Origin of the sequence: Aquidulcibacter sp., from assembly GCF_044346625.1 — a bacterium.
Classification (GTDB): domain Bacteria; phylum Pseudomonadota; class Alphaproteobacteria; order Caulobacterales; family Aquidulcibacteraceae; genus Aquidulcibacter.
Map to the genome: position 1 here is coordinate 25614 of NZ_JBIIYV010000014.1, position 20830 is coordinate 46443.

14 protein-coding genes are annotated in these 20830 nt (G+C 57.0%); 7 read left to right on the plus strand and 7 right to left on the minus strand.

The features are described 5' to 3' along the window. Positions 1–3: 3 nt before the first annotated feature. Complete coding sequence (gene metK, locus ACIQ20_RS05725; RefSeq protein ID WP_395778257.1) at positions 4–1200, minus strand: methionine adenosyltransferase; 1197 nt, start codon at positions 1198–1200, stop codon at positions 4–6. A 113-nt stretch (positions 1201–1313) separates the two neighbouring features. On the opposite strand from metK, the gene argE reads away from it, so the two are divergent. After that, positions 1314–2483, plus strand: a complete 1170-nt coding sequence (gene argE, locus ACIQ20_RS05730; protein ID WP_395778259.1) for an acetylornithine deacetylase — start codon at positions 1314–1316, stop codon at positions 2481–2483. A gap of 8 nt (positions 2484–2491) precedes the next feature. On the opposite strand, the gene ACIQ20_RS05735 is transcribed toward argE, so the two are convergent. Then, positions 2492–3949 (minus strand): efflux transporter outer membrane subunit, encoded by a 1458-nt coding sequence (locus tag ACIQ20_RS05735; protein ID WP_395778261.1) that lies wholly within the window; start codon positions 3947–3949, stop codon positions 2492–2494. Between the two features lie 123 nt (positions 3950–4072). Between ACIQ20_RS05735 and ACIQ20_RS05740 the strand changes: the two genes are divergently transcribed. From ACIQ20_RS05740 to ACIQ20_RS05750, 3 genes are read left to right on the plus strand one after another with little or no spacing between them, the layout of a single operon-like run. Next, a complete protein-coding gene (locus tag ACIQ20_RS05740; RefSeq protein ID WP_395778263.1) occupies positions 4073–4744 on the plus strand; it encodes a TetR/AcrR family transcriptional regulator in 672 nt (223 codons plus the stop codon). Further along, positions 4734–6110 (plus strand): efflux RND transporter periplasmic adaptor subunit, encoded by a 1377-nt coding sequence (locus ACIQ20_RS05745; RefSeq protein ID WP_395778265.1) that lies wholly within the window; start codon positions 4734–4736, stop codon positions 6108–6110. Before ACIQ20_RS05740 ends, ACIQ20_RS05745 begins: the two co-directional genes overlap by 11 nt. An 11-nt stretch (positions 6111–6121) precedes the next feature. Continuing rightward, positions 6122–9373 carry an efflux RND transporter permease subunit gene (locus ACIQ20_RS05750; protein WP_395778267.1) on the plus strand — a complete coding sequence of 1084 codons (3252 nt, stop codon included), beginning with the start codon at positions 6122–6124 and terminating at the stop codon, positions 9371–9373. Positions 9374–9442: 69 nt separating this feature from the next. Here ACIQ20_RS05750 and ACIQ20_RS05755 read toward each other — a convergent pair whose 3' ends face one another. Together ACIQ20_RS05755 and cysK are read right to left on the minus strand one after the other, a co-directional pair. Beyond that, positions 9443–10894, minus strand: coding sequence for an AMP nucleosidase (locus ACIQ20_RS05755; protein ID WP_395778269.1), 1452 nt, complete (start codon positions 10892–10894; stop codon positions 9443–9445). Positions 10895–10991: 97 nt separating this feature from the next. After that, positions 10992–11966, minus strand: coding sequence for a cysteine synthase A (cysK, locus tag ACIQ20_RS05760; protein WP_395778272.1), 975 nt, complete (start codon positions 11964–11966; stop codon positions 10992–10994). 154 nt (positions 11967–12120) lie between these two features. Here cysK and ACIQ20_RS05765 point away from each other — a divergent pair, with 154 nt between their 5' ends. Beyond that, positions 12121–13626 (plus strand): ATP-dependent RecD-like DNA helicase, encoded by a 1506-nt coding sequence (locus ACIQ20_RS05765; protein ID WP_395778274.1) that lies wholly within the window; start codon positions 12121–12123, stop codon positions 13624–13626. Position 13627: 1 nt separating this feature from the next. Here ACIQ20_RS05765 and ppc read toward each other — a convergent pair whose 3' ends face one another. Together ppc and ACIQ20_RS05775 are read right to left on the minus strand one after the other, a co-directional pair. Beyond that, positions 13628–16309, minus strand: coding sequence for a phosphoenolpyruvate carboxylase (ppc, locus tag ACIQ20_RS05770; RefSeq protein ID WP_395778276.1), 2682 nt, complete (start codon positions 16307–16309; stop codon positions 13628–13630). Between the two features lie 116 nt (positions 16310–16425). After that, the gene (locus ACIQ20_RS05775; protein WP_395778278.1) at positions 16426–17475 is read right to left on the minus strand and encodes an HpcH/HpaI aldolase/citrate lyase family protein; all 1050 of its coding nucleotides are present in this window, start codon (positions 17473–17475) and stop codon (positions 16426–16428) included. A gap of 109 nt (positions 17476–17584) precedes the next feature. Here ACIQ20_RS05775 and truA point away from each other — a divergent pair, with 109 nt between their 5' ends. Beyond that, the gene (gene truA, locus ACIQ20_RS05780) at positions 17585–18355 is read left to right on the plus strand and encodes a tRNA pseudouridine(38-40) synthase TruA (RefSeq protein ID WP_395778280.1); all 771 of its coding nucleotides are present in this window, start codon (positions 17585–17587) and stop codon (positions 18353–18355) included. Here truA and ACIQ20_RS05785 read toward each other — a convergent pair. Next, positions 18347–19096 (minus strand): chorismate mutase, encoded by a 750-nt coding sequence (locus ACIQ20_RS05785; protein ID WP_395778282.1) that lies wholly within the window; start codon positions 19094–19096, stop codon positions 18347–18349. The two genes, truA and ACIQ20_RS05785, sit on opposite strands and share 9 nt — an antisense overlap. 128 nt (positions 19097–19224) lie before the next feature. Between ACIQ20_RS05785 and murJ the strand changes: the two genes are divergently transcribed. Continuing rightward, positions 19225–20829: a murein biosynthesis integral membrane protein MurJ gene (murJ, locus tag ACIQ20_RS05790; protein ID WP_395778284.1), complete on the plus strand. Its 1605-nt coding sequence runs from the start codon at positions 19225–19227 to the stop codon at positions 20827–20829. Position 20830: the final 1 nt, after the last annotated feature.

Sequence of the window (20830 nt, forward strand, 5' to 3'; positions counted from 1 at the left end):
GACTTACGAGAGCAAGTCTTTCAAGCCGTCGATCAGATCGGTTTTCTCCCACGAGAAACCGCCATCGGCTTCAGGTGCACGGCCGAAATGTCCATAGGCAGACGTGCGGGCATAGATTGGTTTGTTTAGGTCCAAGTGGCCGCGAATGCCGCGCGGTGTCAGCTTCATCAGCTGCGGCAAACGGGCTTCCAGCTTGTCGAGATCGCAACGTTCCGTCCCATCGCAATTGGCGTAAATCGACAAAGGCTCTGCCACGCCAATGGCATAGGAAAGCTGCAGCGTGCAGCGGTCAGCCAGACCGGCTGCGACGATGTTCTTTGCCAAATAGCGAGCTGCATAGGCGGCAGAACGGTCCACTTTCGTCGGGTCTTTGCCCGAGAACGCGCCACCACCATGGGGAGCCGCGCCACCATAAGTGTCGACGATGATCTTACGACCGGTCAGGCCGCAATCGCCATCAGGTCCGCCAACGACGAACTTGCCAGTTGGGTTGATATGCCAGACGCAATCGCGGTCGATTGGCAGAATATCGCCCAATGCATTGCGGATGTATGGTTCCACAATTGCGCGAATATCTTCGCTAGTCAGGCTTTCGTCGAGGTGCTGGGTCGATAGAACGATCGAGGTTGCAGCCACTGGCTTGCCATTCTCATAGCGCGCAGTGACTTGGCTTTTCGCATCGGGGCCCAGCATGGCCAGCACGCCACTTTTGCGCGCATCGGCCAGGTCTTTCAGAATCTTATGGCTGAATTGAATAGGGGCTGGCATGAGTTCTGGGGTTTCATTGGTGGCATAGCCAAACATGATGCCCTGATCGCCTGCGCCTTCTTCCTTATTGCCGCTGGCGTCTACGCCCATTGCAATATGTTCGGACTGGCCATGCAACAGCACTTCAATGTCGGCATATTGCCAATGGAAGCCGTCTTGGGCGTAGCCAATGTCCTTGATCGCCATACGCGCTGTATGCGCAATCAAGTCTTCGGTAACGGTGTCGGTGCCACGGAACTCGCCCGCGATAACCACCCGATTGGTGGTCGCCAAGGTCTCTGCCGCGCAGCGCAAGGCCCAAGGGTCTAGCCCTTCGGCGATGGTGTGACGGAAATACAGGTCAACAACTTCGTCTGAAATCCTGTCACAGACTTTGTCCGGATGGCCTTCAGAAACGCTTTCAGATGTAAAAAGATATGACGCTCGGGCCAATGGTCTACTCCAGGATGCGATTTCGGGGATATAAATACATGTTTATATCTTGAAATCAACTTAATGAGCGAAAGAATTGGCCTAAACGCTGCGACCGTGGCACACTGTTGCCCATGACCCGAACTGAAAACCTGACGAACACGATCGAGATTTTGACCAGACTGGTTGCTTTTGACACCACTTCGCGGAACTCAAATCTGCAGCTAATTGAATGGGTTGAGGCCCATGTTGCACCTTTAAAGCCGCATCTGCGACGGGTTCCTAATGCCGATGGCACCAAGACGAATCTGATCATCAGCTTTGGGCCGCTTGATGCACAGGGCGGGGTTGTTTTGTCAGGGCATACCGATGTTGTCCCCGTAGACGGGCAGGATTGGAGCACCGATCCATGGGTTCTGACCGAGCGCGACGGTCGATTATATGGCCGCGGGACTTGCGACATGAAGGGATTTGCCGCCTGTGCACTCGCATTTGCCCCTGCTATGGCCCGGGCAAGCCTAACCGCTCCCATTCATATTGCCCTGTCCTATGATGAGGAAATTGGCTGTCTGGGTGCACCCTCCTTGGTTGAAGTACTCAATCAGCATTATGCCAAGCCTGAAGCCGTAATCATTGGCGAACCTAGTGATATGGGTGTGGTGTCTGGCCAAAAAGGCCTGTCGACCTTTCAGATTGAAATAACCGGACGCGCTGCCCACTCAAGCCAAGTTCAGCAAGGCGTCTCGGCCATAATGGAGGCGGTGCCCTTGTTGGCAAATCTTCGCGCATTAGCTGAGGAAGTCCGTGCCAATGCACCGAAAGATAGTCCGTTTGAGCCGCCGGGGACCACCCTCACGATCGGTCTGATTGACGGCGGCACCGCTTCCAACATCCTCGCCCAGTCGTGCAATATAACATGGGACATGCGCTTTGAAGTGGGCGATGATCCCTATATCCATGAAGCCCGGGTGGCAGCATGGGTGGCAGAAATTGATACCTCTATTAAGGCACGCGCCCCTGAAGGCGGGGCACGCATGATGCGCCGATCCCTTTCTCCGGCTATGGCCCCAGAGACACAAGGCGCAGCGGAAGCTTTGGCGCGGGCCTTGACCGGCGATAATACGACCCGCGCCGTCGCCTATGCGACCGAAGGCGGCATTTTCCAGGGCGGCGGCCTGTCGACCGTCATCTGTGGTCCAGGCTCCATCCTACAAGCCCATCAACCCGATGAATTCATCGAAATTTCACAGCTGGCAGACAGTTGTGCGTTCATGGAGCGACTGGTGAAGCGGCTGTCCGCCTAGCAGCCAGCCTAAATGCCGGGAGAGCCTGCAAATGTGCGATAAAGGCCAATTGCCGCATCACTCAATTGGGCCTGATTGGCGAGGCGTGCCTGTCGCGCACTGGCTAGGGCACTTTCGGCTTCTAAGCGGTCCTTAAACGAAGCAAGCCCGACGTTGAAACTTGCCTGTGTCGCATCAAACCGGACCTGAGCCGCACGCTCCCCATCGACCCCAGCTTTCGCCCGAGCTTGCGCCTGCCCATAGGCAGACAGGGCATTTTGCCCTTCCGCGATCGCGTTCAACGTGGTGGAGCGATAAGACAATAAAGCTTGCTGGAAGCGTGCGTCGGCGGTTTTAAGGCTGGCGCGTCTTTGTCCGAAGTCGAACAAGGGGATTGAAATCGCAGGGCTTGTGTTGCCGCGCTGAATGGTTTGCGCCAGCGGGTTACCGGCCAAGGAGGAGAGACTGGTGATAGTCCCCACGATGGAAAGGCTGGGATAAAGATCGGCACGCGCAATCCCAACGCCAGCAGCTTGCAACACGGCATCTTGCTCGGCACGGGCCACATCCAGCCTGCGGCGCACGAAATTGGCCGGGACAGCATCGACTAAGGGTGCCTCAGAGCGGAAGGCAAAATTCTGTACTGGAGCCAATGTCTGATCAAGGGAGCCCGGTACCACGCCGCGCAAAATCGCAATCCGGTCCAGCGCACCACGAACCCGCAATTGCGCATCAGGCACGCGTTGACGAATCTGGGCTGCTTGGCCTTGGGAAAGACCCTTATCAGCCAAGGAAATCAGGCCAGCGGATTCCCGGGCGTCCGCAATTGCTGCCAATGAGTCGGCGCGGGCCAAATCTTCTTGCAAGTAGGCCAAGCTTTGTTGGGCGTTGCGCAGATCAATATAGGCCGCCGCCAGATCGGCAATAATCGCAATCTTGGCGGCTTCTAGTGAGGCCCTTGCCCCGGCTTCATTTGCCTTTGCGCCAGAAACGGCCGACCCAAAGCGCCCAAACAGGGGGACCTCCCACGTTGCACGCAAGGCAGCGGTGCCAGTTGTCTGCTGATCCACAGCCGCGCCGGTTGCTGAGGTCAGCTTGGTATCACCCATCGCATAATCGGTGTCGGCCACACCAGAAGCTGTCAGGCGTGGGGCAAAGCCTGCGATGGTGGCGCGTCCATTATTGCGGGCTTCAATTAAGCGTTGGTTGGCCAATTGGACCGAGATGCCTTCGCTAAGCGCCTCGCGCACCAGCTTATCCAGAACCGGGTCTGCAAACTGCGACCACCAAGCCGCACTTTCGCCCGCAGGGGCAGGAGGCATATCGCGAAATGCATCCGGTAGAGCGGTGACGGGATTCTTAACCTTGGGCGCGCCCATGCCTGGAAACCCGACTGATCCGCCAGTTGCGCAACCGCCTAGCAGAATCAGGACTGACAAGCTGCTGCTCAAGCCAAGTCTGCGAAGAATCTTCTTGCGAGATGACATCTGAAATCCAAGTGCCGACGTAGACATGCTGTCTCCACATAATGATGTTTTTTCGCTCGACCGCTTGACCTCGGGAGCAAGGCCGCATAATGCGAACGAACGTTCGCTATCGGAATAGGACTTATGTCGCGCACCGTCAACCCGTTGAAAGCTGAGATTAGACGTCGGGAGATCTTGGATGCAGCTCAAGCATGCTTTGAGCGCCGAGGGTTTCATGCGACGTCGATGGATCAGATTTGTACGGAAGCCAACATCAGCCCCGGCGGCCTCTATCGCTATTTTCCTTCTAAAGAGGCGATCATTGCCGCGATGGCCGACGATGAACGGCGCACGGCAACCTTGGCTTTTGATGAAGTGCGTGCGTCTGACAATTTCCTCATTGCCTTGTCCGAGCTGTGCGAGAAATTCACCGAAGCTTATTCCGAACCCAATCGGGCCGCGTTTGCTGCCGAACTGATGGCCGAGGCGGTCCGTAATCCCAAGTTTGCCGCGGTTGCGCGCGAAGCCGAAAGCAAAATCCGCACGGAAATCACGGCTTTGCTGCGGGCGGGCCAGGAATTGGGTCATGTGGAGCCGACCTTGGACCCCGCAGAGGCGTCAGCGGTTCTGATGGCCGCAGCTGATGGTCTGGGATTGCGCATGACCTTTATGAATGACTTTACCGCCGAAGAAGCCGGCCAAGCGCTGAAGAACTTAGTTCTGCGCTACCTCAATCCCGCTTCGACCCCAATCCAGATTCCCTCCCCTACCAAAAACTCGGCGAAAAAGCCGATTGGAGCTTCTAATGACGCGTAAAATCCAAGCCATATCCTTGGCGCTTATCCTTGCCACCACGCTGGGCCTGTCTGCGTGCGGTAATTCAGGTGACGCAAAAAAGGCCGAAGAAGTTAAAAAGACAGGCCCTGATGGGAAGGCGAAAGAGGGCGGTCGCATGCCACAAGCGGTTTCGGTCGCGCCGGTGGAAGTCAAAAACTTCACTGGCCGTCTGGTGGTCGCAGGTCAGGTTCAGGCCGTCCAAGAAGCCCGCGTCTTCCCAACCTCTTCTGGCGCGCGCGTCATTCAAATTATGGCCGACGCTGGCGACCGTGTGGTCGCAGGCCAGGCTTTGGCCCGCCTCGATGGGCGCCAAGTCAATGCGGATAGCGAGCTTCTGGCCGCGCAAGTCCGACGCGCCCGCACCTCGTTGGCGGAAGCCGAAGTTGGCCTGACCGCAGCCCGGCAGAATCTGACCCGGGCCGAGATTGGCCCTCGTGAAAGTGCGCTCGACACCGCGTCCGCGCAAATTGCCTTTGATCAAGCCGAGGCTGAATATCAGCGCGCTCTGTCGATCAAGGGCGAAGGCGCTTTATCGGTTGAGCAATTGGAAGGACGCCGCGCGGCCGCGCGTGCTGCTGAAGCCCGGCTGCGCACGCAAAAAGGCGACATCAATGCGCTTCTGGATGGCCGCCGTCAGGCCGTTGCCCAAGCCGCAGCCCGTGTTGGCGCCGCCCGCGCCGATCTTGATGTGGCAATCGCCCAGCAATCGCAATCCAATTCACGGCAGAATAATGGTGTGATTAGTGCGCCAGTCGGCGGTCAAGTCATCTCGCGCTCGGTCAATGTCGGCGAAATCGCCGGATCCACCGGCCAGCCCATGTTCGTCATTGTTGCCAATGATGCTTTGGAAGTCGCGGCTGAAGTACCAGAGTCCGAGATCAGCCGTTTAAGCCTTGGCATGGCCGCGGAATTCACCGCGCCAGATGGCTCGATGGTGACGGGTTCCTTGCGTCGCTTGCCAGCCCAAATCGACCCTCAACGCCGCACAGGTCTGGCGCGCTTTACGCTTGCACCCAATCCGGCTGTGAAGTCCGGTGTCTTTTTGACTGGCAACGCTTCGTCGCAGCCGCGCGCTGTTGCCGCCGTACCAGCTGCCGCGCTGGTTTATGGACGTGAAGGGGCTTCGGTCTTCGTGCTTCGCAATGACAATTCGGTCACGAAAGTCAAAGTCACGCTCGGTGCCCGCGAAGGTTCGTCGGTTGAATTGGTCAGCGGCCCACCTGCTGGCTCGATGGTGGTCACCGCTGGTTCTGCCTTCTTGGCAGAAGGCGAGAAGATCAATCCAATCAAGCCTAATGCTAAAGCTGCCGCTCCCGCCCAACCTGCAACTCCACCCAAGAAGTGAGGTAAGTCGTCATGCGCAATATTTCCTCTTGGGCCATCAAAAACCCGATCGCGCCCATCCTCTTGTTCTTCATGCTCACGATCATGGGCATTGGGGCGTTCTTTAAGCTGCCGATCAACTCAAACCCGGATATTGAATTCCCGGCCTTTACGGTTTCGGTTGGTCTTCAGGGCGCTGCACCAAGCGAGCTGGAAAATCAGATTGCGACCAAGGTCGAAGGGGCTTTGGCCTCAATCGAGGGCGTCAAGAGAATGACGACCACCTTGGTCACAGGCGGTTCGACAACTTTCGTCGAGCTACAAATCGGCACCGATATCTCCAAAGCAGTTGATGATGCACGTGCAGCCGTATCGCAAATCCGCTCAGACCTTCCCGATGGCATTAATGAGCCGCAAGTCGCTCGGATCGACTTTAACGATCAGGAGCCCTTGGCAATTTATTCTGTGCGCGGCCCCGATATGCCCGCCGAAGACATTTCCTGGCTGATTGACCGCGAATTTAACCGTCAATTGCTGGGTGTAAAAGGTGTTGGCCGCGTTGAGCGTTGGGGCGGTGCTAGCCGTCAAATCACCGTCGATTTGGACCCCGCACGCTTGACTGCCTTTGGCGCAACCGCCTCGCAGGTCAGCCGCGCTTTGCGTAGCCAGAATATCGATTTGCCAGCCGGCAAATCAGAGTCTGGTGCAGGCGAGCAAACAATCCGGGCCTTGGGCTCTGCCAAGACGGTAGATGAGCTCCGAAACACACCGATTGTGTTAAATGGTGGCCGCGTCGTCCGCCTCTCTGATATCGCTGATGTCCGCGACGGGTCGAGCGAAGTGCGTGGCATTGGCCGCTTTAACGATCAACCTGTTGTCATGTTTCAAGTCCTGCGCTCCAAGACTGCCAGTTCCTTGAAGGCCTATGAAGCCGTCAAAATCAAGATCGAAGAATTACGCAAAGCCTATCCGAACTTGGTCATTGAGCCCGTCTTTACGCCAACCGACTATGTCCAAGAGAGCTTCGACATGTCGATGGAGACTTTGTTTGAAGGTGCACTTTTGGCAACCTTGGTGGTGGCCGTGTTCCTCGGTGGCTGGCGGCCCGTTATTGCCGCGGCAGCGATCATTGGCGTCAGCTTGGTTGGCCTTGCTTGGGTGCTTCAGAAGACGACAGGCATCCACATTTCAAAGACGGTGCTATTGTCCATTGGAACGGTTATTCTGGGGATAGTCACCTTTGTGATCAAGGATGGTCGAGCGACCTTCCTGGCCGCCATCGCGATCCCCTTGTCGACCATTCCCACTTTCTGGGTCATGAGCCTATTGGGCTTTACCTTGAACGATGTAACCCTTCTGGCGCTGGCGCTTGTGGCCGGTATCTTGGTCGACGATGCGATTGTGGAAATCGAGAACATCATTCGCCACATCCGGATGGGCAAATCACCTTATTCGGCAGCCTTAGAAGCGGCTGACGAAATTGGTCTGGCTGTTGTTGCGACAACGGCGACGATTGTTGCCGTGTTTGCGCCCGTGTCCTTTATGACAGGCATCGTCGGGCAATTTTTCAAAAGCTTCGGCTTGACCGTTGCTGTTGCGGTGTTGTTCTCTCTCTTGGTTGCACGCTTGATTACGCCACTCCTTGCAGCCTTCATTCTCACGCGTTCCCCACCAGAGCATGAAGGGGAGGCGGGCAAACGCTATATCGCCTTCCTTGAAATGGCGTTGCGCAACCGTTGGAAAACCGTCGGCGTCGGCCTTGCCGTGATGGCCGTGTCGGTTCTGATGTTGGGCTTGGCACCCAAGACCTTCACACCAACGATTGACCAAGGCTTTGTGCAAATGCGGATCGACTTGCCGCCGGGCCTCTCGCCTGACGAAGCCGACGCGCGTGCCCGCGAGGTTGCAGGCATCGTTATGGATCGTCCTGAAACCAAATCCGTCGTGCAAAGCGTCAATGGTGATTTGACCGGTGCCACCTACTTCATCTCGCTGGTAGAGCGCAAAGAGCGCGAGATCTCCCAACAAGATTACGAAGGAGAGCTTCGCAAGTCCGTTGGCAAAGTTCCCGGCATTCGCGCACGCTTTGGCGGCGGCTGGGGCTCTGGTGGTCTGTCTATCAATCTGACCTCGGATGATCCAGACGCACTGGCGGCTGCAACGCAACGTGTCATGAACGAGATGCGGAAAAAGCCCTGGGCCGTTGACCTGCGTTCTTCCGCAGATTTGACGCGCCCTGAATTGCACATCCTGCCAAAGCGGGAAGAGGCTGCGCGACTTGGAGTCTCCATTGCTGAAATCGCAAACGCGTCACGCTTGGCAACGACTGGCGATATTGAGCTTAACCTCGCGAAGTTCAATGCCGGTGAGCGTCAGATCGCCATTCTGGTTCGGTTGGCACGTGAAAACCGGGCCGATATTGAAGCCATTGGTGCGCTGCGGGTGAATACAGCCACCGGTGAAACCGTGCCTTTAAGTGCCGTTGCCGACATTCAATTCGGCGGGGGTGAAGCCCGCATTACCCGCGAAGACCGTCAGCGCGTGGTGACCATCTCTTCCGGTTTGGCAGCTGGTAAGCAACTTGGCCCCGCCTTGGAAGAATTGCAGAAGGAAGACTTCTACAAAAATCCAGGTCCTGGCGTGAAAGTGAAACCGGATGGTGACGCCGAAGAATTGGGTGACATGTTCGGCCAGTTTGCCGGAGCCATCGGCCTTGGCATCTTGTTGATCTATTGTGTGCTGGTTCTTTTGTTCAAAGACTTCCTGCACCCCATCACCATTTTGTCCGTCATTCTCTTGGCTCCAGCGGGTGCATTTATTGCGCTAGGTCTCGTGCAGGAGCCGCTGTCACTACCGGTGATGATTGGTCTGTTGATGCTGATCGGGATTGTGATCAAGAACTCGATCCTCTTGGTCGATTTTGTGATCGAAGCCCAACATCGCGGTGTGCCCCGTCACGAGGCGCTGATCGATGCTGCCCGCAAGCGGTCGCGACCCATCATCATGACCACGATTGCCATGATCGCAGGCATGATACCTGCCGCCATGACCACCGCCGGTGCAGGTGCGTTCCGGCACGGGATGGCGATTGCGGTGATCGGTGGCTTGACGCTGTCGACGGTCTTGAGCCTGATCTTCGTGCCTGCAGTTTACACGTTGATCGATGACCTCGATCAGATGGTGAAGCGCTTCTTCGCCAAGGTCCCTACGGTGACCAATGAAGACAAGGCGATTGCCTTGAAAGAAGAAGTCGAACGTCGCGCCAGCCAAGCTGCTGCCGAGTAAACCGCACTGCGACGACAAAGCAAAAGGGGCCCCAATCGGGGCCCCTTTTTTTCGTTTTGGATTTTGCGCTTAGCGGAAAGGCGGCTCGTCAAAGCTGCGCAGCTTGCGCGAGTGCAGCACGACCCCATCAAGACGCATCTTTTCAATCGCTGCGATGCCAATCTTCAAATGCTCGCCAATGGCGCGCTCATAGAAGATGTTGGCGGTACCGGGTAATTTGATCTCGCCATGCAGCGGTTTGTCAGACACACACAGCAAAGTGCCATAAGGGACACGGTGGCGGAAGCCTTGCGCGGCGATCATGCAGCTTTCCATATCGACGCCAATGGAGCGCGAGATATTGATCAAGCGACGTTCACGGCCCCAATAAAGCTCCCAGTTTCGGTCCGAAAAGCTCACCACGGTGCCGGTTCGAAGACGACGCTTGAGGGCTTCGCCGCTTTCACCTGTTACTTCCATCGCGGCCTGCTGGATCGACATTTGCACTTCCGCGATCGGTGGAATGGGAACATCGGCTGGCAAAATTCGGTCGAGGACTTCGTCTTTGCGCAAATAGGCGTGCGCCAGAACATAGTCCCCAATGCGCTGGCTTTGCCGCAGGCCACCGCAATGGCCAACCATCAACCAGCAGTGCGGGCGCAGAACGGCCAAGTGGTCGGTGATATTCTTGGCGTTAGATGGCCCCACACCAATATTGACCAAGGTGATGCCCTGGCCGTCCTTGGTAGTAAGGTGATAGGCCGGCATTTGATACTTCCGCCATGGGCTAGCCGCGACGCGCCCTTCTGGATCATCGTCCAGATTAGAGGCGTCAATCGTCACCCCGCCCGAGCAGATCAAGGAATCATAGCGCCCGCCTTGGCGGATCTGGTCAATCGCCCAACGCACGAACTCGTCGACATAGCGCGCATAGTTGGTAAACAGGATCCAAGGCTGGAAAGAACGCCATTCCGTCCCTGAATAATGGGTCAAACGCTTCAGCGAGTAATCCACCCGCAATCCATCATATAATGCAAGCGGTCTGGGCTGGCCTTGGAGGATCTCAAACTCTCCATCGACAATTTCGTCGCCAACGGCGGTCAGTTGCGGGGTTGGGAACCAGCGCGCCAATTCCTGTGGCGGTACATCGCCAACGCCCAGGTCGCTTATGCCATCGATGACATAGGAATAAGGCATCTCCGCATCTGAAAGGCCAACTTCAACTGTCGCGCCATACTCGTCGACCAGTGGCCCAAGGTTTTCTAGCAGATATTCAGTGAACAGTTCTGGATGGGTGACTGTAGTCGTATAAACGCCCGGTGCATTGAATTTTGCATAAGCGCGCTGGGATACCGGCGGTGGGCCATCCGGCGCATAGGTTACGCGGATTTCGGGATAGCGGAACCGTGCCCGCTCTTCTGGTGTGGGAGGGACCCGGGTTTGAACAAACCGGGCGAGGGCATCATGCAGGGCCTGAACGGATGCTGCGTGGATGTCTTGAAGCCTATCAATCGCTTCTTGTGGAGATTTGCATGGAAACATGGCCACATCTGGCCGTTCGGGGTCGCCTTGTCAATCTCAAGTGTGTGACACTGGCGGTCCGCGACACTAAATCTAGGTTACGGACCGCCAATCTCGATTAGCCAATACTGTCAAACAAGGCCGATGAGATATAGCGCTCCGCAAAGCTTGGCACGATGAAGACAATGCGCTTGCCGGCATATTCGGGACGCTGACCCAGCTTAATCGCCGCGGCCAGATTGGCCCCGGTCGAAATCCCGCCGGGAACACCTTCGGTTCGGGCCAGATCGCGGCTGAACTCAAAGGCTTCTTCGTTAGTGACCGTAATCACTTCATCAATCACCGACCGGTCCAGCACTTCAGGAATAAAGCCTGCGCCAATGCCCTGGATCTTGTGGGGGCCGGGCGCGCCACCAGACAAGACAGGGCTGCCTGCTGGCTCAACCGCGACAATCTGAATGCCCGGATGACGCTGCTTCAGGACTTGGCCGACGCCCGTAATGGTGCCGCCGGTCCCCACGCCTGCCACAAAGGCGTCCACTTTACCTTCTGTATCAATCCAAATTTCTTCTGCCGTCGTGCGACGGTGAACAGCTGGGTTGGCGGGGTTCACAAATTGTCCGGGGATCAAGGCATTTGGCGTTTCCTCAACCACTTGTTTCGCCCGCGCGACCGCACCCTTCATGCCTTCCGCGCCCGGCGTCAGAACAAGTTCAGCGCCAAGGAATGCCAGCATTTTGCGGCGCTCTAAGGACATGGTCTCTGGCATAACCAGAATCAGACGATAGCCCCGTTGGGCGGCCACAAAGGCCAAAGCGATGCCGGTATTGCCAGAGGTCGGCTCAACCAAGACAGAGCCTTCCTTAATCAGGCCGCGGCTCTCCAATTCTTCAATCATGGACACGCCGATGCGATCCTTGACCGATGCGATGGGGTTGAAGAATTCCAGCTTACCCAAAAGCTCTGCCTTCATATTGTACTTGGCAGCGATCTTGTCTAGGCGCACCAATGGGGTTGCGCCGATCGTCTCAGTAATGTTCGAAAAAATCCGGCCTTGGGCGCGAATGGCGGGGCCTTGGGCGTCTTGAGTCATGTTTATTCCTCGCTCTTATCCGTGCGTATAACACATCAGGTGCGACTTCGGCTCGCGACATACAAGATAGAATTTCTAATCGATACATATTGGCGCAGCCGCTGCTTGACGCAAGCGGCGCACCCTCCGAAGGAAGAGGTTGAAAAGGTCTCACGTGAAAACAGTGCGAGAAATGGCATTGCGGGGCGGTATTGCGCGTCTGGTGAACACTGGAAGCGGCTTTTCGGCTGTTCTAATCCGCAATGGGACCGTCGTGGCGAAAGTCGATGATGCCGATGGTGCGATGGCTATGGCGCGCCTGCAAGGTGGGCATGGGCGGATCGAAGGCCCTGCGAAAGCGGCTGTCCTATCGCTTGATGACGGGCCTTACCGGGAAGTGGCTGAGAGGATTGAGAAGGCAGAAGGTGGCGTATTCCTCACCGGGCGCGCCGGGACCGGCAAAACCACCTTTCTCAAAGCTTTTATGGATGAAACCGACCTGAAAGCCGCCATTGTCGCCCCTTCGGGCATTGCCGCGTTAAATGCCGGTGGCCAGACTATCCATTCCCTCTTCAAGCTGCCTCCGGCTATGATCCAGCCGCAGGATGTCCGCCGCGTCCGCGAGGGCCGCATGTTGAAAACGCTCGATTTGCTGGTGATCGACGAGATTTCCATGGTCCGTTCTGATTTGATGGACGCGATAGATCGGTCCATGCGCCTGCATCGCGGCGTACCAAGACCTTTCGGCGGGGTGCGCCTCTTGTGCGTGGGCGACAGTGCGCAATTGCCGCCAGTTGTCAGCCGGGAGGATGAACCGGTCCTAGAACAATGGTTTGGTGGGCCGTATTTCTTTGATGCGCCGTCAGTAAAGTCTCTATCCTGGACGTCGATTGAACTATGTCAGGTATTTCGCCAATCCGACGCGGCCTTCTTGGGGCTCTTGGATCGTATGCGGCGCGGGCGACCCTCGATGGAGGACGCGGAGCTGTTGGATTCCCGCGTGGTGGGTGAACCCCCGCCTTTTTCCGACAAGGATGGCGATGGGGCCATCGTGCTGACCACCACCAATGAGGCCGCGCGCCGCATCAATGATTTAGAGATGGCGCGCCTATCCGGGCCTGAAGCATCCTATGGCGCAAAAGTCGAAGGCCAGTTTGATGAGCGCATCTTCCCAACCGACAGCGATCTTCTGCTCCGGGTCGGCGCACGCGTCATGCTCTTGCGCAATGATGCCGACAAACGCTGGGTGAATGGCACGTTGGCCACGGTGGTTGATCTGGGCAAAACATCCGTCTTCGTCCGTATTGGTGGCCGGGTGCATGAAATCGAACCAGCCGATTGGGAGCGTTATGTCTATGAGCCCGATCCAGAAGGCGTGCCCCAGCGCAAGGCTGTGGGCGTTTTCCGGCAAGTACCTTTAAGACCAGCTTGGGCGTTGACGGTCCATAAAGCACAAGGCCTGACCTTTGATGCGGTCCATGTCGACTTTGGGCGCGGGGCATTTGCCCATGGCCAGACCTATGTCGCGCTGTCGCGTTGTCGCACCTTGGAAGGATTAACGCTGTCGCGCCACTTGCGCCGGACCGATGTTCGCGTCGATGATGCGGCCTTCGCCTTTGCGGATAAGGCGGTTTATGCCGATCTTGGGGCATTCCGGGTTGGCCGGATTGAGCACGACTAACTCAGCCCGTGTTACGCAGGCCGGCTGAAATCCCATTGATGGTCAATTGTATCCCCTTTTTGACCGTCTCTGCTTGCGCTTCGTCTTGGCCTGCGCGCAACTGCTTGATTAACTTCACCTGCAACAGGTTTAGCGGGTCGAGATAGGGCATACGGAGGCTAATCGAATGGGCCAGAGCTGGATTATTGCCCACCAATTCAGACCTCCCGGTGACAAGCTTTAAAGCTTCAAGTGTTTTGTGCCATTCGGCTTCGATACGGGCAAAGATGGCTTTCGCCATCTCTTGGTCATCTACCAGTTCGCTATAGCGGCGCGCAATGTCGAGATTGGCTTTCGCCATCACCATTTCGATGTTGGAAACAAGATTGGCAAAGTAGGGACTGGATTCATACAGCGCCTTTAACTCGCCTGCCGCAGACGTCCGCAACTCAGCTTGATAGCCAGAAATGGCACTACCGAAGCCATACCAGCCCGGCAGATTGACGCGCGCTTGCGACCAGCTGAACACCCAGGGAATAGCACGCAAATCCTCAATCCGGCCCGAAGCCGTGCGGGCGGCAGGACGGCTACCGATCTTGAGGTCCACAATCTCTTTCAAGGGGGTTGATTGGTGGAAATAGCGCGCAAAATCAGGGGTATCGTACACAAGGCTGCGGTAGGCTCTAAAGGCCAGTTCGCTTAAACGCGGCATGATCCGTTGCAGTATTTCTTCTTGCGCCTGATCGGCTGGGTGCAAGGCCGCTTCAAGGCTCGCGCCTACCAAAGTTTCCAACGAGACGCGCGCGCTGTCAGGATGGCCATACTTTGACGAGATGACTTCGCCTTGTTCGGTAACCGAGAGCCCCGATTCCATACTGCCAGCAGGCAGGGCTGCGATGGCATCGCGGGACGATCCCCCGCCCCGACCAATTGAGCCGCCCCGACCGTGGAAGAAGCGTATGGTCACGCCTAACTCTTTGCCCAACGCGACCAATCGCCCAATTGCGCCGCGCACTTCCCAATTGGCCGTCAGATAACCGCCATCCTTATTGCTGTCGGAATAGCCAATCATCACTTCTTGCACGGGATTGGTCGCGGCACGCGCCTGGGCCACTTCGGGCAGGGTTAGCCACGTGCGCATGATCGCTTCACTGGCTTTTAAGTCCGCGATGGTCTCAAACAAAGGTGCAATCGCAATTTGCGGGCTTGGGTCCGGCGATAAAGCGAACAGACCGCCTTCTTTCAGAAGTAAAGCCACTTCCAAAAGGTCTGAAACACTATCGGTCTTGGAAACGATCACCCGGCGTAACACCTCCCCGCCGACCGCGGTTCGAATCGCGCCCGCCTGCCAAAACACCTCCAACTCTTTAAGCGTTTCAGCGCCATAGTTTGCATAAGGCGTGGTCAGATTACGCGGTGTGCGCCACTGCGCACGCAAAATCTCGATGCGGGCCTCTTCTGTCAGGCTGGCATAATTGGCCTCAATGCCTGCAGCGGCCAATAACTCTCCAATCGTTCGCTCATGCACGTCAGAGTTTTGGCGCAATTCCATCTGGGCAAAGTGAAAGCCGAAAACCTTCACCCCTGTAATCAGCCGCGCCAGACGGCCGTCGGCCACATCGCCAGCCGCATGGGTGCGCAGCGACACGCCAACAATTTCCAAATCCGCAACCAGTTCGCCCGGTCCTTGATAGGCTAAGGCCTCCAGATCGGTCGGTCGGGAAGGGGCCTTTTTCGTGATCGCCTGATAGGTCGCCGCCAGGCGCGCATAAATGCCACGGATCGCCTGCCGATAAGGTTCATCGGCGCGGTGGGGAGAGGTATCGTGCCCGGCTTCTGCTAAGCGCGCCAAATCGGCTGAAACGGATGTTAGCTCGGTTGAAATGGATAACTCACTGCCCAATTGGTGCAATTCTTCAAGGAAGGAGCCGATCAATAGGCTGGCATGGGACATCACCGCATGGGTTAAGGTTTGGGCGTTGACAAAGGGATTGCCGTCACGGTCGCCACCGACCCAAGAGCCGACACGCAAAATGCCCGGCAATTCCTTACCCAAGCGCCGCTCGAGCCGCCGAATGAGGTTAGGCATTTCTTTGAGGAAGGACCGGCCGAGTACGCTGGCGACATTGGCAATTTCATCGGCGACTTCGATGCGTTCACCGCGTAGCACCCGGGTCTGCCACAAGAGCCTGATTTCCCGCCGTAGCCGCTCTGTGCGCAGATCGCGACCATCCACCTGATCAATCCGAGACTCGAGCGTGTCTGAAATCGCGGCCTCCCGGTCCAGCACGCTTTTGCGGCGCACTTCGGTCGGGTGAGCGGTCAGGATGGGGGCAATTACCATTTTGGCCAACACGTCAGAAACATGCTCGGGCGTCAGGTCTGGCCGTGTGTTTAACAGCGCCAACGGGTCTTGGCGGACAGTCTGGGTTCGGCTGACATAATCATCGGCCAGATTGGCTAGTTGCGAAAACACGCAAAAGCCGTGGATGAAAACCAAGGTTTCATCGAGTTCGAGCCCGTCCAGCAAGCTTACGGTCGCACCGCGGGGGGCTTGCCCACGATACTCCCGCACGGATTCTGAGCGTATGGACTCAATCGCATCAAACAGGGCATCGCCATGTTGATCCTTGATCACTTCCCCTAAAAGGGCACCTAAGTCTTTGATTAAGTCGCGCGCAGAGGCGGGGTTGGTATCGGGCATGCCGCCATTTGACGGCAAGTTTCCTTTAGGGCAAGTGGCTGGCTGTGTTGCCTTAGGGTAGGACTGCGCACGCCCGTGTGGCGGGCAAGGTCTGCCCGCCACACAGGCATTGGAGATTAGAAGCCGTAAGCGGCTGCCATATCTGGGTCTTTGGCGGCAACCAGTTTGGCACTATCGACCATAACTTTCGCCTGCTTCCACGTGGCATCATCCTGCATTTTGCCGTCCAGCATGGCCACGCCGCTTCCGTCTGGCATGGCTTCTAGGATGCGCTTGGCGAAAGCCACTTCAGCTGGATCAGGGCTGAACACTTTTTTGGCAATGGCGATCTGGTCTGGGTGCAGCGACCAAGCCCCGGCACAGCCCATAATGAACGCATTGCGGAATTGCTGCTCGCAAGCCTCAAGGTCCTTAATGTCACCAAAAGGGCCATAAAACGGCTTAATGCCAGCAGTTTGGCAGGCATCGACCATTTTTGCGAACGTATAATGCCACAAATCCTGTTGAACGCTGACCCGTGCGCGTCCATCAGCATGGGGGTCTTCGACCACGCGATAGCCTGGGTGCCCACCACCAACACGGGTTGTCTTCATGGCCCGGCTCGCCGCCAGATCGGCAGGCCCAAGGCTGATCCCCTGCATACGCGGACTGGCTAGGGCAATCGCGTCCACATTGGCCACACCTTCAGCGGTTTCTAAAATGGCGTGCAACTGGATTGGACGGCTAACACCTGCTTTGGCTTCAAGTTGCGCCAGTAATTGGTCGAGGTAGTAAATGTCCCAAGGCCCTTCGACCTTTGGCACCATGATGACGTCGAGTTTGTTGCCGACAGCGGCAACGATTTCCATCACATCGTCCAACATCCAAGGACTGTTGAGGCAATTGATCCGGGTCCATAGGCCTGTGCCAAGGGCTGCAAAATCAGTCTCGCTGGCCATTTCGATAAAGCCAGCGCGTGCAGCCTCTTTCTCGTCTGCAGGAATGGCGTCTTCCAGATTGCCCAGAATAACGTCGACGCCCTTGGCGATCTCCGGCACCTTGGCGCGCACTTTTTCGAGGTGTGGCGGCACAAAGTGGATCATCCGCTCCACCTTAACCGGCAGATCACGGTAAGGAGCGGGCGCACCAATGGCGAGGGGTTTGAAGAAAGCGCGGGGAGTTTTCATGAGCATCGGTTCCGTATTATTGTTTTTCTCTGCGCTAGGCTGACCAAGCCAAAAGGTCAACGCAGCAAGGGGGTTCGCAAGCGGCTAAATGCTGCGCTAAACGCTTCTGATGCAGCGTTGGAAACTGACCTTAGAATATGACGGCACCAATTTCGCCGGTTGGCAAAGCCAATCGGATGGCAAAGGCGTGCAAGACACGGTGGAGCGCGCCATCGTCGCGTTGGAGGGCGAATTGCGCCGAACCCATGCCGCTGGGCGCACCGATCGTGGTGTGCATGCAACGGGTCAAGTGATCCATGTCGACTTGGCAAAGAATTGGGAACCGTTTCGGTTACAAGAAGCCTTGAATGCGTGGATGCGTGACTATGGCCCGGTGGCGATACGGGCCGCAGAGGCTGTTCCCGACAGTTTTCATGCGCGGTTTTCCGCGCAAGCCCGCGGTTATATGTTCCGCATGGTCGATCGTCGTCCGCCCTTGACGTTGGAGCTTGGGCGGGTGTGGCGCGTCTCGCAGCACCATGACGTGGGTGCCATGCAAGAAGCAGCCAATCATTTTCTTGGGACCCATGACTTCACCACGTTCCGCGATGCCGATTGTCAGGCGAAAAGTCCGATCAAGACGCTGAGCCGGTTTGAGCTCTATCGGGTTGAGGGCGTCTTCGGGCCAGAGATACAAGCGCGCGTTCAGGCCCGTTCGTTTTTGCACCGCCAAGTTCGTTCGATGATGGGGACGTTGTCGGAAGTGGGTCGCGGGAAATGGAGCCCGGACGATGTTCGCGATGCGCTGGAAGCCCGCGACCGCAAACGCTGTGGCCCTGTCGCCCCCAGTGACGGCCTGTATCTAACCGACGTCTTCTATGAAACCGGACCTTTAGGCTAAGGCAAAGCAGCCAATCAGGCGGACACCTACTTCTAAAGGCTCGTCGAGGTCCAAAAAGCCCGGCAATTGAATAAGGGCGAGGTCTCCCTGTTCGCTCAAACGCGTGCCGCCATAACCTGCCAATGCGGCTTTGCTTCCGGCCAGCAGACTGATGTCACCGCCCGAAGCTTCCGGGGCGCGATGGGCGAGCAAGAGGGAGGCCGGCGCACCATCGGCAACAATTTGGGGACTCGCCGCGCAGACATGTACCCCTGCAAGGCTCACATCCATTAGATCCACCCACCAATTCTGCGCGGCTGCTGGCCAGGGCAGGCAGGCAATGGTTCTGGGCCCTTGCTTTGCAGCCATCAAAGCATCGGTAGCCGGCAGGATGCGGGTCTCGCTGGCCGAGCCAAAGGCAAGTTTGGCCCAGGGGGCCGCTTCCAGCGTGGTGACAACATCTAGACCACCTTGGGCGGCCAGATTGGCCGCAATCAGAGCCCGCCACACGGCAGCGGCTAAGGCCGGGTCGAGGTCTGGCTCGCGCACAATAAGCCCGCGCAAAATGTCGATCTCGCGCGCCGGGCGCCAGCCAAAGCCTGAATCCCCTGCCGACTTTTTAGCTTCAGCAATCGCCCGCGCCAGTCCGGAACGTTGCGCAATCAAGCGTGCCAGTTGCCCGTCAATGGCATCAATCGCCTCGCGCAGCGCCGTCATATCGGTGGGGAGGGAAGCAGACGAACTTGGTGTGGGCATATTCATGCCTCAACCATGGTGAAAAAACCTTGTTTGCGCAAGATAATTGCCTGAATTTGGTCAATGTCAGCAGCCACCCTCCCGCAATTCAACCGCACAGGTTAGTGGTGCACGCAACTGGAGCTAATCTGTCGATGTCGCTTGCCCGCAATACCCTTGTTCAAGCCGGTTTCACCTTATTGAGCCGCCTTTTGGGCTATGCCCGCGACCGCGCGATCTCTAACCTTTTGGGCGCTGGTTGGGTGGGCGATGCTTTCGCGACGGCGCAAACCTTCCCGAACCTTTTCCGGCGGATCCTTGCAGAAGGGGCCTTTAGTCAGGCGTTTGTGCCGCTCTATGCCAAGACGCAGGCCGAGATTGGCAAGGATAAAGCCGCCGAAGTGGCAAGCCAAGCTTTCTCGGTGCTGACCTTGGTCGCGGCATTGGTGACCATTTTGGCGCAACTGACGATGCCCTGGATCATGCTGGTGATTCACGGTGGCTACGCCGATAAGCCACAGGCTTTCCAATTCGCCATCCTCTTGACCCAAATCACCATGCCCTACCTTGTTGGCATGGCGATGAGCTCCCTATTCTCAGGCGTGCTCAACACGGCTGGCAAGTTCGCCTTATCTGCCGCCGCACCGACACTTTTAAACCTGACCATTCTGGCAGCAGTGGTCTTTGTCAGAGACCCCAACCAAGCGGCCATTAATGCAGCCGTGGCCATTACGATCGCGGGTTTCCTGCAGGCCACCGCCCTTTACATCGGCTGCCGACGGCTTGGGGTCCAGATCGGCTTTCGCCTCCCGCGTCTCACGCCAGAAGTGAAAGCCATTGTTACGGTGATGATACCGTCTGTGATTGCAGGAAGTGCGACCCACCTCAATGTCTTGGTGAGCCAGTCGCTGTCCAGTTTTGAGGTTGGTGCCAAATCCTGGCTTTATGCGGCAGACCGTTTGTTTCAACTGCCTTTGGGTCTTATCGGCGTGGCTATCGGAGTGGCTTTATTGCCGCGGCTTGCACGCGCGGTTGCAAGTCCTGAAACTGGCGACGATACCAAAGCTCTGGACGAAGCCTTTGTTCTGTCGATGGCCTTTACCCTGCCTGCTGCCGCTGCCTTGGTTGTCGCACCCTTCTTCCTGATGCAGGGCTTCTGGGCTGGTGGTCAGTTTAGCGAAGACGATGCCCGGGCCACGGCAGACGCCTTGTTTCACTATGGTTGGGGTGTGCCCGCCTTTGTGTTGATCCGCATTTTGGCTCCACCCTTCTTCGCGCGGGGCGACACCAAAAGGCCGATGAATTTCGCGCTAGTCAGCGTATTAGTGAACATCGGATTGGGGGCTTCCTTGTTTTTTGGACTTCGGACCATGGACTTGCCGGGCTATGTTGGCCTCGCCATCGCGGCGAGCGTTTCGGGCTGGGTCAATGCGCTTTTGCTGGCGGCGACTTTGTTACGCGAGCGAAATTGGCGACCAGAACCTTGGGTGCTTGGCAAGTTTCTCCGTATCGTTGTCGCCACAGCCGTCATGGCCGCCGTGTTAGGCTTTGCCGCCTTGAACCGGGTGCCCATCGAGGGCTGGTTTGAAGCCAGACTGGTATTTGGTAAGGAAGTGGCGACTTTATTGGTTTGCTTGGTGGGTATGATCGTTTATGCGGCAGTCGCCTTCCTTGTGCGGGCCGTCACGATGGCAGACATTAAGTTGGCTTTGCAAAAGCCAGCAGGCTCTTCTGCCGTTTCAACGCAAGATGAGTTTTAGA